This window comes from Pseudobutyrivibrio ruminis CF1b, from assembly GCF_000424005.1.
Lineage (GTDB): Bacteria > Bacillota > Clostridia > Lachnospirales > Lachnospiraceae > Pseudobutyrivibrio > Pseudobutyrivibrio ruminis_C.
On the sequence record NZ_AUJB01000008.1, the window covers coordinates 902,569 to 918,978 of the forward strand.

Consider the following 16,410-nt stretch of genomic DNA (forward strand, 5'->3'; position numbering starts at 1 on the left):
GCTAATCTCCTATTCCACAGTCTTCACTCTCATAATCTTTCCATCGCTGATAAAGAATGCATCACCCTTGGTATTTGGCTTTTTAACCTGGCGCTTGATATTAACATTAATATCAACGAACTTAATATCAGCCATATCCTCGAAGCAAAGAACATTCATGCAATTTCGGATAACGATTAATACTGGATTAGAAAGTGCATTCAAAGTTACGTTTTCCACGTTTGTAAAGATAATTGAAACCCTGCAGTTTGCATATTTTGTAATAAGGCTCTTAAATTTATCGTATACTTCCCCGCTTTCTCTGATAACATCCGTAATCTTAGGACTGGCAAGTACGATAACCTGTAATGGCTCACCTAAAATAGATTCTCCGGTCATCTTCTTATTGAAGCGACCCTTTGCAATATTATAGGCGTCTTCAATAACGTCGATAATCTCCATCTGATCCTCAGTGTAATGCTTCAGGGCAGGGTTGTCCTGGCAGTATGAAAGACTTCCCTTCTCATCATCAATGATAGTGATTTCTACAGGGAAATCGCCAACACTTTCACCAAACTTATCCATGGTGTAACGAATAAAATCGCTGCGTCCCAAATCATCCCTTCCAAGGATAGCAAGCAACGGCTTTTTAACCAGGTCATTGTACTCAGGATTAGCCTTGGCATAGCCCAGACCTACAAGCATCTTGTAGTCTGTCATCTTGGCACTTCCAAATCTTGTGATAAGGTACTCATCATTCAAAACATTTGGAACATAATCAACCTGCTCGGCAGTGGTTGTCTTGTATTTTCTGTTAATCTTCTCAATATATTCCTTAATCTTGGAAATTCGCTCCACTTCCTTGCCCATAGAAAATGCAAGATAAGTCTGGAACTCCATAACCTCGTTATCAATAGTTATAAGACCACGTCCCGGCATCTCATCTGGCTGAGTCCTACACTTATCGATAAGCATAGAATACTGGGCACGGTCGTTACAGTTCATGGCAATCTTTGTCGAGAAATTAGTAATGAGTCTGTAGCCGATTCCACTCATCTGCTGATTCGTAATTACGATAGAAATACCAAGAGCCACACCGTCTCGACAAATCTTAATAAACTGACTCTCATAATTGGCATAAACATCCTTGAAGGCTGTATAGTTCTCGAGGAAAATGACAATCTGAGGAATATCAGTATTTCCTGCATCTCTATATGCGCCAAAAGAACTAAGTCCTGCATTTGCAAGAACTTCTCTTCTTTCATCTATCTTCTTCTGAAGCATATCAAGGAAATGTTTCAGTTTATCCTCGTCAGCCAGACTGATTACAGAACCTACATGTTTCAACTGCTCGAAGACCTTCATAACCATTGACGCGAAATCAAGGATGTAAATGTTGACCTCTTCAGGAGTGTACTTTGTGGTAAGACCATAAATCATATTCTGAACAAGGTAAGTCTTTCCAGAAAGTGATGAACCCAAAATAAATACATGATTCTGGGTAAAGTTCACCACAAGCTCCCTCTGAGCCTGACGTGAAGGATCATCGTAAATACCCACAGGCACCACAATATCAGTACCCTCTTTAGTAAGATTATCAGGGTACGGAATAACATCCCCCAATGGAGGAAGACAAATTTCCTGTAATTTGGTGATGCCAGCATCTTCACAATAATTATGAATATATTCAACAATAGCATCCAGCTCTGTAACTGTGTTATCGTTCTTCTCAGGCTTTTGGGCAAACAATGTCTTCCTTCGGCCAGCAAGATCAATAGAAGAAATCTCAAACTTCTTTACAGCCCTGGCATGAGCGTCAGTGATGTAAGCTCCACTGTAAGCTGACTGGAAGAGCTCGAAGATTTCATTGTTACCTACCTGTATATAAGCACGACCAGGCTCACGGATTTCTGCAGCCAAAGGTGATTTCAACACTTCGTTACTGTCTGATTTATCCTGAACCTTCAGACACAGCTTGAACTTTGAATTACTCCAAATCTGGTCATTTACCACGCCTGCTGGCTTCTGAGTGGCAAGTATCAGATGAACGCCAAGGCTTCGTCCAATACGAGCAGCACTAATAAGCTCCTTCATAAATTCAGGCTGCTCACTTTTCAGCTCTGCAAACTCATCCACAATAACAATCAAATGAGGTAGCGGCGTAGGTGTTGTGCCATTTTTAAAGAGCTTAATATAATCATCTATCTTATTAACATCATATTTGGCGAAGAGCTCCTGTCTTTTAATAAGCTCAGCCTTAATAGACATCAGCGATCGATTTATCTGTTTGCCGTCAATGTTTGTGATGGCTCCATTTAAATGTGGCAAGTCCTTAAACTGGTTGGCCATACCACCGCCTTTGAAATCGATGATAATGAATCCCACCTCATATGGATGGAACAGTGTGGCAAGGGACAGAATGTAACTCTGAAGAATTTCTGACTTACCAGAACCTGTAGTACCAGCCACAAGACCGTGTGGGCCATGGAATTTCTCATGAATATCAAGAGCCACAACATCTCCACCGCTCTTCAATCCAAGTGGCGCAGCCATAGATTCATATATTCTTGAATTATTCCATCTGTTAGCCAATGAGAGCTCATTAATGTTCTTAATACCAAGTAGCTGATAAAGGGTAATGCTCTTTACCAAGTCATTCTCAAGGGATGGCTCCTTAATAAAAACAGGCGCCAGCTTTCTTGCACATTGCTCTGCTATTTCTTTGCTTACATGAGGATATGTAAACTCCTGTATTTCAGTGGCATCCTTTAAATCCTTTACCCAGCCCACATTATCGCTGTCACTTAATGTAACACCGATTTCGCACGCTTTATGTAAAAGAGCCTCTGTCTCCTCAAAGAAAATAAATGTAAATCCATATTTTCTTGCTGTATCAAAATACTTACTTACAGGATGTTCAGACAAACGCTCTGATCTAAACGCGAATACGATATAATCCGGAAGCGCCTTAACATCATCAGGTCGCAGTCCTTCACGCTTTGAAATCTCTCCGTAAATATTTCCAAGCACAAGCTTGCTGGTTTCATCATCATACATGATGTTTCTGGAGCCAGTCTCCTCATCATAGGTATTTTTCAGCCAGCGAACCCATTGCATATATGGAGCATAAACTTCATCCAACAAAAATACCATCTTTACATCTGTAAATGATTCCTGTCCTGCAATAGTAAGTACCAGATTCTTCATGATGTGATAAAGCTTGGTTCTGTTTCCCACAAAACCTAATGCATTCACCTTACCAAGTGGTAGTACCACCGGCATCTGAGGAATGTATTCATATTGATTGTGGATGCGCTCTGGAACATTTATTAAATCATCATAAACATGGACATACTCCTGCTTGGAATATTCCACTTGTAGAAGTGATTTTACATTTCCCGTACCTACACGAACATCGAGATAATCTTCATGTTCCTTACGCTTTTCAAAAAGGTCTGGAGAAAAATTAAGAATCCTATCTACAGTTGTTTCTAGTGATGGATTCCTTCGAGTAATAATATTCTTTTCCTTGTTGCGAAGCTTATTAATCTCCTCAACCTTATTATTTATGTAATCGCTGTATTTCTGTTCTCGTTCAGCCATCTTTTTCTTGTAATCCTTACCATTATCGATGTAAGTCCAAACAGACATGGCTGCGCCAATCATCATAGATGCGGCAAAATAAATAACATACATAATTCCGCCGCTCATCATACGACTTCTGACAAATACCATGAGAAGCAGCATAAGAAAAACAGGAGTAAGAGTCATAATCAGATTCTTCTTAGGCTCCTGTGGTGGATTTTCTGGATTCAGCACCTCCAGCTTTTCATCCGGCAGCTCATAAAGCTCCCTTGCCTTCAGAAAGAACTCTGGATATTCTAATGCTTTTCCCTGCTTCTTCGGCTGATTATTTGATTTAAAATCCTGTGTAATCATATATTACCTTCCATAAAAGATGTGAGATAATTTCATTTCGCGTAATTATTATAAAGCATAGATATGAAAAAACTGCAAAGCCTAAATGGCCTTGCAGTTTAAAGTTATCTTTATCTATTTTATTAACGTTATATTTACGAGAACAATTTATTCTACTACAGCTTCATCCTCAGCAACTGCTGTATCATCAAGCTCTGTATCAATAACTTCTTCTATATCATCCTCAGTAGTGTCAGCTTCAACCACTTCAGCATCAGACTCCATTACCTCAGAAACTTCTGTTTCAACAGAATCCTCGTTAGTTGCAGGAACAAAAGTTGTATATTTAGCAAGAACATCCTCAGATATATAGCCGTCAGCAACTGCCTGCTTAGCTAAGTCAAGGCTCTCAACTGGTGTCTTTGTAGGAATAATTGATGTTCCAACTACTGATGTTGTTCCATAAAGTGAAGTATAGAATGATGTTGTAGCGAAGTTTAAAGTAAGCATTCTAGTACCTGTTTGTACCCATAAAGTACTTCCTTTCTTCTCACCACAGCAATCGTAGCTTCCCCAAACGTCTTCGCGTAAGTAGCTATCACAATGAGCAGCTGGTGAATCTCCATTATAACCACCATCTTCGTGATTAACACCGGCATACTGCCATGCAATATTAAGAAATGTAGAAACACTGTAGAATGGATTCTTATCACTAGTATCTCCAAGTCTCTTTACCATACCTTCACGAGTGAAGCCCTTGATAAGAGGTGAACCAAATGTAACTGTATTAAGTACCTCGTAATTGTCCTTAATATACTTATCAGCTGCCACCTGCTGTGCAATCATTCCACCAAGACTATGTCCTGCAAGAATAATATTGCTACCTGCGGGAATTCTATCAATGATAGCATTCTTTACATTTGTCTTATACTCATTACTTAATTCAAAGCCTGATAACAGATCTTCCTTAATAGTTGTAGTCTGATTCTCAACGATTGTCTCTGTTCCTGAAAGTGCTACTACATAAACTTCCTTATCTTCAGTACCCCAGTAGGTATTATAAGTCATTCTACCCTCCGTGATAGAAATAGGACCAGCTGTCTGATAATCTGCATAACCAACCTTAGTAAGTGTTGCCATCTGAGCAGCATTCTCAAAAGTTACTGTCTCACCATTCTGGATTTTATAAACCATATCCATAAGCTTAAAATCAGTTTCTGTGTGAAGAACGTAATTATATTCTCCGCCTGATGGAAGAATTGATCCAGCCTCTGAAACGATTGGATTAACAAAAACAGTTGTAACAGCAAGAGCTGTAGCTAAAAATCTTAAAACTCTTTTCTTCATTGTTTTTCTCCTTTTCTAATGCGGAAACTAATATATCAAGATTAGTATCCGAATGCTTGCCAAAATCAAATCAATAAAAAGAGTTTTTTTGTAAGTATTGCGATTTGTCACACAATATATTTATAAAAGTCAAACTTGTTATTATTCTATTCTTTTATTTCCAAACAACCTTGTTCCACAATATTTTTCTCAAATTAAAAAAACAGACCAATATCTGCAAGTATGAAAAAACTGCAAAGCCTAATTTGCTTTGCAGTCTCACCGTTAACTGTGCGCTCAAGAAGGTTATAGTAGTCTCTTGAAAGGTCGCAAAGATATTCAATTCTTTTGTCTGGTTACCACGCTTATCGTAGGATTGGACTAATCATCAGATTAGTTTAATCCGTACATGGCATAGATTTTTACGATAGTCCGTGTTATAAAAGTGACTTTTCATCTTACTAGTAGCTGTTTATATACAATTATTAATCTTTCACAATTAAGCACTTATTTTTTATTGATCAAAATAGGAACTAATGAAATCCTTTAACCATGTTTCGCAATCGCACTCAATATAAGCATCATATATTAACTGAATAGGAGCTTCAGACACAACAATTGAAATATCTTTTATTCTATCGACATAATAATATTCTGCATTATCATAACGTGTAATATATGTACCTGAGAAAAAATGTAACATTACTACAGTTAATGCTGCTGATAGTTCAATTAATTTTTCCTTTGCTGCAATCCATTCTACTTTAAACAATTTTTCTAAATCATTCGATATAATATCTATAGCATCATTAACATCAATTTGTAATAAACGCCTATTTGAAACATATTCTCTTGCAAGCATTTCATAATTTTTCTCAACATACAAAACATCTTCGCGCGAAAATTTATTTATTTGAAGATTTTTATCAAGTATAAAATATCCTTCATTTTCTAAGTATTCTTCAATCTTAAGGATGCATTCCTTAAATGAATTCTCGTCAGTATAATAGTATTTTTTTTCCACTCCAAAACCACGAAAAATAACTGTACCATCATCAAGCAAATCTTGAATTATTTCATATCCCTGCTTTTTTCCTTCTACAATTCTGTCATAATAAGCTAATGGTTTTGTCGCTATCATCCTTCGTCCAGAAGAGTAAACAAATCCTCGTTTAGAAGCTTCGGGTTCCAATATATCTCTTATAATAGATTTATATGTTTTAATCATAGATTTCTCCATTCTATCCAGCACATAAACTAGGTGACGAATTAATCAATTGAGAAGAATAATTTATCAAAAATTGAATATCATTAGTCAGCACCGATATTAGCGGTACTAATGCTCCATCATCCATTGTTCCTATACCAGATAAATCATCCGCTGCAATAACAGCAATTAAAACTACCATAAGTACTGCAGCAGCTATTGCACCTCCTACTAATATTTTATCCATCGTACTATCATCAATATGTAGATTATACTGTAAAGCTTTTAATGCTGCATTTGGTTCTGGTGCGCATTCAACGCAATCAACAGGTACCTTATTTTGATAATTATATGTAATCAATCCATCACCATATGTGCGATATACAATATACTTACTTGGTTCTAGTATAGAAGGTATTGCTACACCGTTAAATATTTCATCATATGAAGTCCCGAAGAACCGGTGCCTAACCCCTTTACGATTTTATTACAGCGTAATTATTTTGTAATGGGGTCAAACGAGGCACTTTAACATTCATTGAAACTATTTACTCTTATTGCATATTTCACATGCTTTTGCTATAAACAACTTAAATAATTCTGCTCTTCGGTCATCCAATTCCGATATTTCAATTTGAACATCATATTTGTAAAAGAATCGATCAGAGATTGCCACTTCAAGAGAATGTACTTCCTCCACATCTATATGATTTTTCAAATAATCAAACCATTCATTAGCTTCAAGCTCATTATTTAACAGAAGAGTATCATTATTACTCAATCGCATTTTTTTGATTGTGTAAATAAGCTCTTCCAAAATTTCAAGTAATTCTTCGTGCTCTTTCTCATTTATATTTTTCATTTTTCTACCTCAACCAATTTGTCGGCGTTACATTTATCCAATCTTGAGGAACTGATCGATAGTCTATATATACCTGATGTGCTCCTCCATACAATCCCATTCCTTGTGAACCGACAGTACCTTCTAAGCCAGACAAAGTCGATCCACCAGGTATAGTCATCGTATATAATTTTGATGCATCATTTAGAAAATCCATAACCAGCTGCAGTAGCCATAATGGTTCATTGTAAATGGACTATCAATAAATCCCTTTACATTATCCTCACTCTGGAATCTGCCTGTATTGGCATCATAGAATCTCGCCTGTGCAAACTTAAGGCCAGATACTTCATCCTCCTGGTAGCCTGTGAAAGCAAATGGCTGGATAATGTTGCCAACAGTGGTGTAGCTGTGCTTATGGTTTGCCTCTTTGATTTTGCCTGTAAATGGATCTACGTTTCTACCAAAGTCATCGAAAGCATATGAACTTACAGCCACTCCATCTGTTCGGGGAGACTCGCCATTTATAATCAGCTTCGCTGATGGGCTCGTCGCTGTTCACGATTTTCAATGCTTATGCTAGAAAATCGTGAAATTGGTCATGTACATTGAAGAACCAAGCTCATCCTGTAGATAATAGTAGTTATTGCCTGATTTGCTCATGCTTACCACATTATTATCGTAGATGAATGACTCTGTTTCGCCGTTAACTGTGCGCTCAAGAAGATTATAGTAGTCTTTTGAAAGCATATTTGTTGCATCAAAAGAAAAGGTCTTTGATAAAAGACCATCCACAAACTCTTTTGTCTGGTTACCACGCTTATCGTAGGATTGGACTAATCATCAGATTAGTCCAACCCGTACATTGCATAGATTTCTGAAACATTATCCCCAGAAAAAGAAAACATCCTTTATAATATCCAAATCCACTTCTTCATAACTTTTAGTCTTATATCTATCTATCTCTTCCAAAATATACTTTACGCTATCTGTATCCTCCTTGATTAATTCCTTTAAATCAATTCTATCAGGTATATATTTTTCTATTAATTTTATTACTGCACTCTGCATTGAATCCTTGTCCATTTCTATTCTCCTACAATACTAACATCATTGAATTTAATTGTACCATTGTATTTCAATTGAAAATGCAGTCGCTCTAATGTGGTCCAATTTGAAATGCATCTTGTACTTTAATATAATAATTGAGTCAAATAGACATATTAATTATTTTCATATTCAAATGATTACAGTATATATCTTTTCAATATTTTCCAAACTACATCTACATTCTTAGTATATTTTTCATTAAGCTGATTTCTAAGTTCATTATCTTTATCATAAACAACAAAATCGCTCAATCCGCCACGCGATGTAAAAATACTTTGGTAACTCTCCACCAAATACTGCAATTTATCATCATCAGCCTCTGTAGAATCAATACATTTGATTTGATTCATTAGAATAATTAATATGGAGTCATACTCTCCATATCCATATTTTTGAACAAGCTTTCCAATCTCAATATATGCATTTCTCAAAAGTAAATATTCTTCTTGATTAAGCATTTTCTACCTCCAACTCAATGTAATGGCCAACTACCTACAACTTCAAAATCCCATGGCGCATCAATATATGTTTGCATCTTATCGTATCCGCCAACATATGCTCCACCTTGTGGTCCAACTGGTCCAGGATATGTTGTAGTACCTTTTGGAACTTTAATAGCATATACCGTATCTATATATGATGTCCCCTCTAAAACCCCAGTTTGAGGATTAACCCAATTTGGTTTTACTGCTGTATCAATTCTAACATTTGCTACAGAACTTGGTGGCTCATTTGTAAACCACCTACCATATGGATTAGTAGAATTACCTGCTCTATACATAATTCTATCCTCATGTAAAACATCAATGTTATATCGTCCACCATAATAATTCTTAGCTGGTTGATTAGGTAAATCTGCTAAAGGTCCAGGATTCTCTATCATATTATATTCATAATTTGCAATATCATTAGAACCATAAGTAACAGATGAATTAGTTGACTCAGATGCACATTCTTGAGTAACATTTACTCTTCCAGGATTCAGCGCCTTAGCTACACCATAACCTGCGCCAGCAAGTAATGCTCCTCCCGCTGCGGATACCGCTACTTCCTTAGCGTTTATTGGACCACCTTTTGTTCTATACGCCTGTGCCGCTATATCTCCAGTCGCGCCTGATACACCGCCCGCCATCATGGTTGCACCTAAACTAGTGCATGCAGGTCCCATTAATCCCATGGCGCCGCCACCGACCATTGAACCTACCATTGCACTATTATCTATGCTTTTGCGGGAACCCATAACCATCTCCATGCTTTGGCATGTAAGACATGATACCCCACCACAAATAGCACCTGCTGCTACCACAGTTCCAACTGTACTAGCCGAAATTGTTCCTGCTGCTATAGCTGCTACTGCTGGTGCAGCTGCTCCACATGTAACTACAACCGCTGCAGCACCAACTGCAGCTATACCAACACATGCAGTTACTTTTAGTGCGGTCTTTGCCCACTTCGGTAAATTTCCATCTATATCTACGATACCTATTGGGTTATCCCAACAATAACCGTAGTGATTTGTTGTAAATGGCGTACTGATACAACCTTTCGCATTATCCTCGCTCTGGAATCTTCCTGTGTTTGCATCATAGAATCTCGCCTGAGCAAACTTAAGGCCTGATACCTCATCCTCCTGATAGCCTGTAAATACAAATGGCTGAATGATGTTGCCATCAGTGGTGTAGCTGTGCTTATGGTTTGCCTCTTTGATTTTGCCTGTAAATGGATCTACGTTTCTTCCAAAGTCATCAAAAGCATAAGATGACACTGCTACACCATCTGTTCCTGTCATGTACATTGGAGAACCAAGCTCATCCTGGAGGTAGTAGTAGTTGCTTCCAGCCTTAGACATAGATACTACATTATTATCGTAGATGAATGACTCTGTCTCGCCGTTAACTGTGCGCTCAAGAAGGTTATAGTAGTCTCTTGAAAGGTCACAAAGATATTCAATTTTCTCTTCAGGGCGGGTAGATGCAACTCTAAAGCCAAGACCGTTATACTGGTTCTCTACCTCTCCCTTATTTGAGTCAACCACTTTTGATAGCATATTTGTTGCATCAAAAGTAAAGGTCTTTTGTAAAAGACCATCTACAAATTCTTTTGTCTGGTTACCACGCTTATCGTATTCGTAAGATTTTACGATAGCCTGGCTGTTATTAAGTTCCTTAGCCTGAACAAGTCTGTCTAATACATCATATGTGTATGATGTCCTTGTCTCGTTCTCAGCAAGTAATGTTCTGTTTCCAAATGCATCGTAGGATTGGACTAATCATCAGATTAGTTCAATCCGTATATGGCATAGATTTCTGAAACCCCTTTCAGAAATCTATGTTTTGCTTTAGCAAAATTAAAATGCAGCTTTCCTTGGCTGCATTTTAACCCAAGTCTTAGCTCTAGCTGATATTTTTAAATAATGAGATTAGTCTCTTTTATTTTTTCATTATCGTTTATTGAGCTATAAACCCTTGCTTTGTATTTTTAAGATAATATACGGTAACATAGTCCCCCTTGTAAACATCTTTCTGCGGCTTTCTTATGTGAATAGTCATATTATCTTTATCTGTTTGAATTTTTAAATCACTAAAATATTTGTTTTCTTGAACAGTATTATCGGCGTAACCATCTATACGGGATATGTTACCTTCCTTTAACAATTTAATATCTAAAAAACCCAATATAAAAGTCACATAAAACAAATATATCACAATTAGTCCAAGAACAATCTTAACTATTAGTATATCTCTAGAACTCATTTTAAATGATTTTGTAATAGTTTCCGATAATAATATTTTATTTCCAAAGAGATCAATCAAATACATTACTACAGCTATTCCAACTAAAACCATATTTAATACTAGCGTGATAAATAATTCTTTTTCCATTATTAGTTCTCTCCACAAATATATTCCTGATATAATTGCTCTAATGCAAAATTAGCATATTCTTCTAATATCTTATATACTTCTTCACCATAATTTTTACCAGTTAAAAATTTTACATCAAATGGTAGGCAATACCCAATAACAGGAGATAATATTCCAGAAGTTACACCAGAAAATATACTGTGTAAGGCAGTTGATAATACAGAGTGTTCTTGTCTATCATTAATTACTTCTAATGCATCCCCCATTAGAACACTTACTGAGCCGCCTAAAAAACCTGCGGAAAACATATTTTTTAAAATAGCTATATCCGACATCCCTTTAATATTAACTTCGGGAACAATTGCTCCTGCAAACATTGCTCCGGTGTACGCTTCTATGGAAGACTGTTCTCCAGAAACAGCATCTGATATTCCTTGAATTATAAAGCCTGATCCTGCACCCACTGGATTAAGTGCCAACGAAGCACCTGCAATCATTCCATTTAATGTGCCCTTGCCGGCCTCACTTACTATGTTATTCATATTAATGGTTTGCCCATTTTTTATTTCATTAGTCGCTTCAATAGTTGCACTAGCCGTTCCAACGGCTCCACCACCTACAGCTATTCCCGTTGCTACTGTTGCAGAAGCTCCTGCGCATTCAGCTAACATTGCTGCTGCTCCAACACCAGTACCAATCGCTGCACCAGCGCCTACTCCTATCAAGGCATTTTTACCAACCTCTTTCCAACTTATATCTTCTCCTTTAACCAAAGAAGATACAACAGTAGCTCCACCTCCAATAACTCCACCAATGGCTGCTCCAATTACAATTGTTGCAAAATTACCATCCAAATCCTCTTTATCAACAGGTGAATTCCAGCAATACAGATAATGATTAATTGTATTTGGACTTCCAACAAATCCCCTAACCTTATCCTCACTAACAAATCTTCCTGCATTACTGTCATAGTATCTTGCCTGTGCAAAGTAGCTGCCAGTAATCTCATCATGCTGGTAGCCTGTGAATGCTAAAGGCTGAATGATATTACCTTTCTTTGTATAAGCCGGCTTTTCCTTCTGCCCTGTGAATGGATTGATATTTCTACCAAACTCATCATAAGCGTATGTTGATGTAGCAACACCATCTGTTCCTGTAAGATACATGCCTGTACCAAGCTCATCAAGCATATAGAAATAATCATTTCCTGCTTTTGACATGGATACAACATTGCTATCATAAGTGTAAACTTCTGTTTCTCCGTTTACGGTACGCTCAAGCATGTTGTGGTAATCTTTTGTAAGATCAAGCAAATATTCAATTTTCTCTTCAGGATTAGCAACAGCTACACGCTTACCAAAGCCATTGTAGCTATAGGTTGCTTCACCCCTTACAGCATCGGTAGCCTTTGAAAGCATATTTGAAGCATCAAATGTAAATGTCTTTTCAATTATGCCATTTACAGAAACACTTGTCTGATTTCCTCGCTTATCATAACCATATGCTTTTGTTTCAACATCATTTACTGACTCAATTAGTCTATCAAGTACATCATAATTATACTGTGTTGAAATACCATCCTCAACTAAAGAACTTCTATTTCCAAAAGCATCATAGCTGTAGCTTCTTAATGGGTCACCATTAAAACTTACCTGAGTAAGTCTGTTTTCAAGGTCATATTCATACTTATATTTTCCAGAGATATCATTTAAATCTCTTCTAAATCTTTCAATCTCAGCCCTGTTGCCCTGGACATCATATTTATATGTATACTTATCCAGTACACCATTTGAATCAAACATTTCAAGGCTGTTCAAATATCCTCCTGGAAGATAAGAGCACTGAGTTGAAGCACCATTTGCTAAAAGCTTAAGAGTAAGTCTACCAAACTCATCATATACATAGTTTGTTGTATCAACCCCGCTTCTAAGCTCACTTAACTGAAGCTTATCATCATAGATATAATCTACTTTCTTTCCATCTGGATATGTAATAGATGTACGTTCTGAAACCTTACCATAAGTGTAAGATACCTTTTTACCATTGTAATCTATTACAGATAATACTCTTCCCATAGCATCTCTTTCAACTGATGTTACTCCAAGCCAATCCTTAAATTGAATAAGTTTTCCAAGAGCATCATAAGAAAGCTCTACACATCTGCCGTCTGCATAATTAATAGAACTTACCTGACTTGTTATGTCATAAACATATGTAGTTTTATATCCATCTCTATCATTCTTAGACACGAGACGTCCATACTGGTCGTACTCGTAAGTCTCTTCCTGCCCAAGGGCATCTGTTATCTTTGTAAGCTGTCCTGAAAGGTCGTAAGAGTAAAGTGTTACGTGACCATCCTCACCTACTACAGGCATCTTGTCATCTTCAACTCTGCCTTCAGCTCTGTGAACACTCTTAAGGTTATCAAGGGCATCATATGTGTATGCCGTCTCGTTGCCAAGAGCATCCAATACGCTCTTAAGACGTCCTGTAGCTGTGTAAGTATAAAGTGTTGTGCTTCTGCCATCTGCAACCTTTGTGGCACGTCCCATGGCATCATACTCGTATGAAACTGTACGGCCATCCGAGCCTTCTACTTTTGCTACACGACTTAAGACATCATAGCTGTAAGAAATCTCATAGCCATCAGCAAAGCTTCTCTTTACAATTCTTCCGACTGTATCATAATCAAGGCTCTGCTCTAATCTTCCACAGAAGTAAATAGCCTTAAGCTTTCCACCATCTGTGTATTCGTATTTACGAACTCTTCCAGCTGGATCAGTTATAGTTTCGATATTTCCAAGCTTTGTATATGTATATGATGTCTTATTTCCAAGAGCATCTGTCTCAGAGATTACTCTGCCAAGTAAGTCATAGTCTCTTGTGAACTTATTACCTAAAGTATCTGTTGCTTCAATTACATTTCCATTTTCGTCATAAGCATAGGTTTTCTCATGACCAAGAGCATCTGTCTCTTTTGTTACACGATTAAGCTCATCATACTCAAGACTTCTTACTCTGATATCACCAAGATACTCAGCTGTTACATTTCCATTCTTATCATACTCATATCCACTTGTTCTTCCCTCTGGATCTGTAACCTTAGTAAGACGCATAAGTGGGTCATACTCATATTTAATGGTACCACCATTAGGCAGGATAACCTCCTCCTGCTTGCCCATTACGTTATAAGTGATTTCTGTTACAAAGCCAGCCTCATCAACTACCTTTGAAACACGTCCCATGATATTCATCTCAAAGGACTTGACTGTGCCGTCAGCTTCCTTTACAGATGTAACCTTACCCATTTCATCATAGGTATACTCTCTTGTATTACCAAGAGCATCTGTAGTCTTTACGATTCTATCAGCTTTATCATATTCGTATGTTGTAACTGCCCCGTCAGCTGTGGTAGTCTCCACCACACGGTTAAGCTCATCATAAGCATACTCTGTAACCACTCCGTCTGGATCAGTTATTGTATTTACGTTACCCTTTTCATCATAATCAAAAAGAGTCACACCACCGTTTGCATTTCTGGTCTTATAAAGATTTCCATCCTTATAGTAGAATCTGTTAGTCTCATCAAGAGGATTTCTAAGCTCAAAAAGCTTACCCTCAAGGTTGTATCCATACTTATATTCCTCACCCTTAGGCCCCTTTACAGCCATAGGCTTGCCATCAGCTCTGTAGGTGATAAATGTCTTATTACCAAGGGCATCCACAATTTTTGTAAGGTGGCCCTTGTTATCATAGGCAAAACGTGTTGTATTACCACGCTTATCTGTGAAGCTAGTCTTCTGGTTTCTTGTATTATAAGTGTAATACTCAGTACCGTCATAGTACTCTGTAGCTGTATGACGCTCCAAATCATCATGAGTATAGACTACCTTATTACCGTTCTGCTCTGTTGCAGTGGTAGTCTTATTGATATCGTCATACTCGTAAGTCATTACCGAGTTATCAGGGAAGCTCTGCTTTACTGTACGATGCTGCTTATCATACTCATTTGTGATGGCTACGATTCCCTTTGGATTAATTACATCCTTAATCTTTCCATCTTCTGTATAAGTAAACTTTCTTACAGCACCATCAAGCTCTGTGATTTCTGTAAGCTGCATTTTCTCATCATAGGTATAGCAAACAAACCTGCCTGTATGGTCGGTCACTTTACTGATTAGTCCGGCATTAACGCCATCCTCATAGTATGTAAATAAAAGAGAATTGCCGTTCTTTGTCTCTACGCTCTTAAGTCTTCTGCCTCTATCCTCAAAAAGCTCATAAGAAACAACCGTATGATCTCCATCGATATCACCAAAGGATACAAGAAGACCTGCCCCGTCAAACTTCTCATAGCTTCCGTCATCCTGTCTGATGATATATCCCATACCATCCTCAAGCTTTTCAAGAATACCTGGTTCACCGTGCTCTTCCACGTAGAAGTTTTTCTCTTTTTTGAAGGTACCCTCACTACCATCCGCATATGCGATACGGATTTTGTCAGCTCCCTGGATATCGTATATACGAACCTCAAAGTTATGAGTCCAACCCCAGCCAAGGTCTTTAAGCTCATTAGCGATAGAGTTATAGAATCTTTCAAACTTAAGCTCGTATCTTCCACCAAGAGTAATGTCTGTATGCTCATTGATGTAGTTACCGTTACACATGTTTACAGGGTCGTACTTGTAAACCTCGCAACGCTCCTTCTTACCCTTTAAGTATGCATGCATGTCTTCTACATACTTAAGGTATTCTTCAAGAGCTGCACCAGAAAGGTGGTTTAATGGACTGTCCCACTTAAGGTCAAAGTGCTTACCATTATATGTTCTGATATCATAGCTTGTGCCATTTCCGATACCATTAATAAATGACTCAATATTAGACATGATGGTATCGTAAAGAGTCTGGTAAACACTCATGCTTACATCATTTGCATGTGTGGAATCAAAGTTCTCAAACTTCTTTTTTGTATCAGGAGCAACACCACTCATACCATCATTGCTGGCAAGAGTCTCCATTGTAGCAAAATAATTTCTGTAATCTGGTGCAAGATAACTTCCTACCTCGGAACAGGTAGCATTCAAATCTGCAGCCAGATTTTCAATCTGCTCGCCAATGCCCTTGAGTGAGTCCTCATATTTACCAAAATCAAGAGTAACCTTATC

At 37.6% G+C, this 16,410-nt stretch carries 12 protein-coding genes; all 12 read right to left on the minus strand.

Going from position 1 to position 16,410, the window contains the following annotated elements; translation table 11 throughout:
* Positions 1-9: 9 nt before the first annotated feature.
* Positions 10-3,918 (minus strand): type VII secretion protein EssC, encoded by a 3,909-nt coding sequence (gene essC / locus G592_RS0106510; protein ID WP_051194785.1) that lies wholly within the window; start codon positions 3,916-3,918, stop codon positions 10-12.
* 147 nt (positions 3,919-4,065) lie between these two features.
* Positions 4,066-5,244, minus strand: a complete 1,179-nt coding sequence (locus tag G592_RS0106515) for a lipase family protein (protein ID WP_028247113.1) — start codon at positions 5,242-5,244, stop codon at positions 4,066-4,068.
* A gap of 493 nt (positions 5,245-5,737) precedes the next feature.
* Complete coding sequence (locus G592_RS0106520) at positions 5,738-6,451, minus strand: hypothetical protein (RefSeq protein ID WP_155942162.1); 714 nt, start codon at positions 6,449-6,451, stop codon at positions 5,738-5,740.
* A 13-nt stretch (positions 6,452-6,464) separates the two neighbouring features.
* The gene (locus G592_RS0106525; protein ID WP_028247115.1) at positions 6,465-6,791 is read right to left on the minus strand and encodes a hypothetical protein; all 327 of its coding nucleotides are present in this window, start codon (positions 6,789-6,791) and stop codon (positions 6,465-6,467) included.
* 183 nt (positions 6,792-6,974) lie between these two features.
* Positions 6,975-7,292 carry a hypothetical protein gene (locus tag G592_RS0106530; protein ID WP_028247116.1) on the minus strand — a complete coding sequence of 106 codons (318 nt, stop codon included), beginning with the start codon at positions 7,290-7,292 and terminating at the stop codon, positions 6,975-6,977.
* A 183-nt stretch (positions 7,293-7,475) separates the two neighbouring features.
* Positions 7,476-7,769, minus strand: coding sequence for an RHS repeat-associated core domain-containing protein (locus tag G592_RS0106535; protein ID WP_028247117.1), 294 nt, complete (start codon positions 7,767-7,769; stop codon positions 7,476-7,478).
* A gap of 81 nt (positions 7,770-7,850) precedes the next feature.
* Entirely contained in the window at positions 7,851-8,066 is a 216-nt protein-coding gene (locus G592_RS0106540) for a hypothetical protein (RefSeq protein WP_028247118.1), read from the minus strand.
* A gap of 90 nt (positions 8,067-8,156) precedes the next feature.
* Positions 8,157-8,357, minus strand: coding sequence for a hypothetical protein (locus G592_RS0106545; RefSeq protein ID WP_028247119.1), 201 nt, complete (start codon positions 8,355-8,357; stop codon positions 8,157-8,159).
* Positions 8,358-8,518: 161 nt separating this feature from the next.
* Positions 8,519-8,839, minus strand: coding sequence for a hypothetical protein (locus G592_RS0106550; protein ID WP_028247120.1), 321 nt, complete (start codon positions 8,837-8,839; stop codon positions 8,519-8,521).
* 14 nt (positions 8,840-8,853) lie between these two features.
* A complete protein-coding gene (locus G592_RS17330; RefSeq protein ID WP_081660323.1) occupies positions 8,854-10,428 on the minus strand; it encodes an RHS repeat domain-containing protein in 1,575 nt (524 codons plus the stop codon).
* 400 nt (positions 10,429-10,828) lie between these two features.
* Entirely contained in the window at positions 10,829-11,263 is a 435-nt protein-coding gene (locus G592_RS0106560; RefSeq protein ID WP_028247121.1) for a hypothetical protein, read from the minus strand.
* 2 nt (positions 11,264-11,265) lie between these two features.
* The coding region (locus tag G592_RS0106565; protein ID WP_028247122.1) for a DUF6531 domain-containing protein at positions 11,266-16,410 on the minus strand (5,145 nt) is incomplete at its 5' end.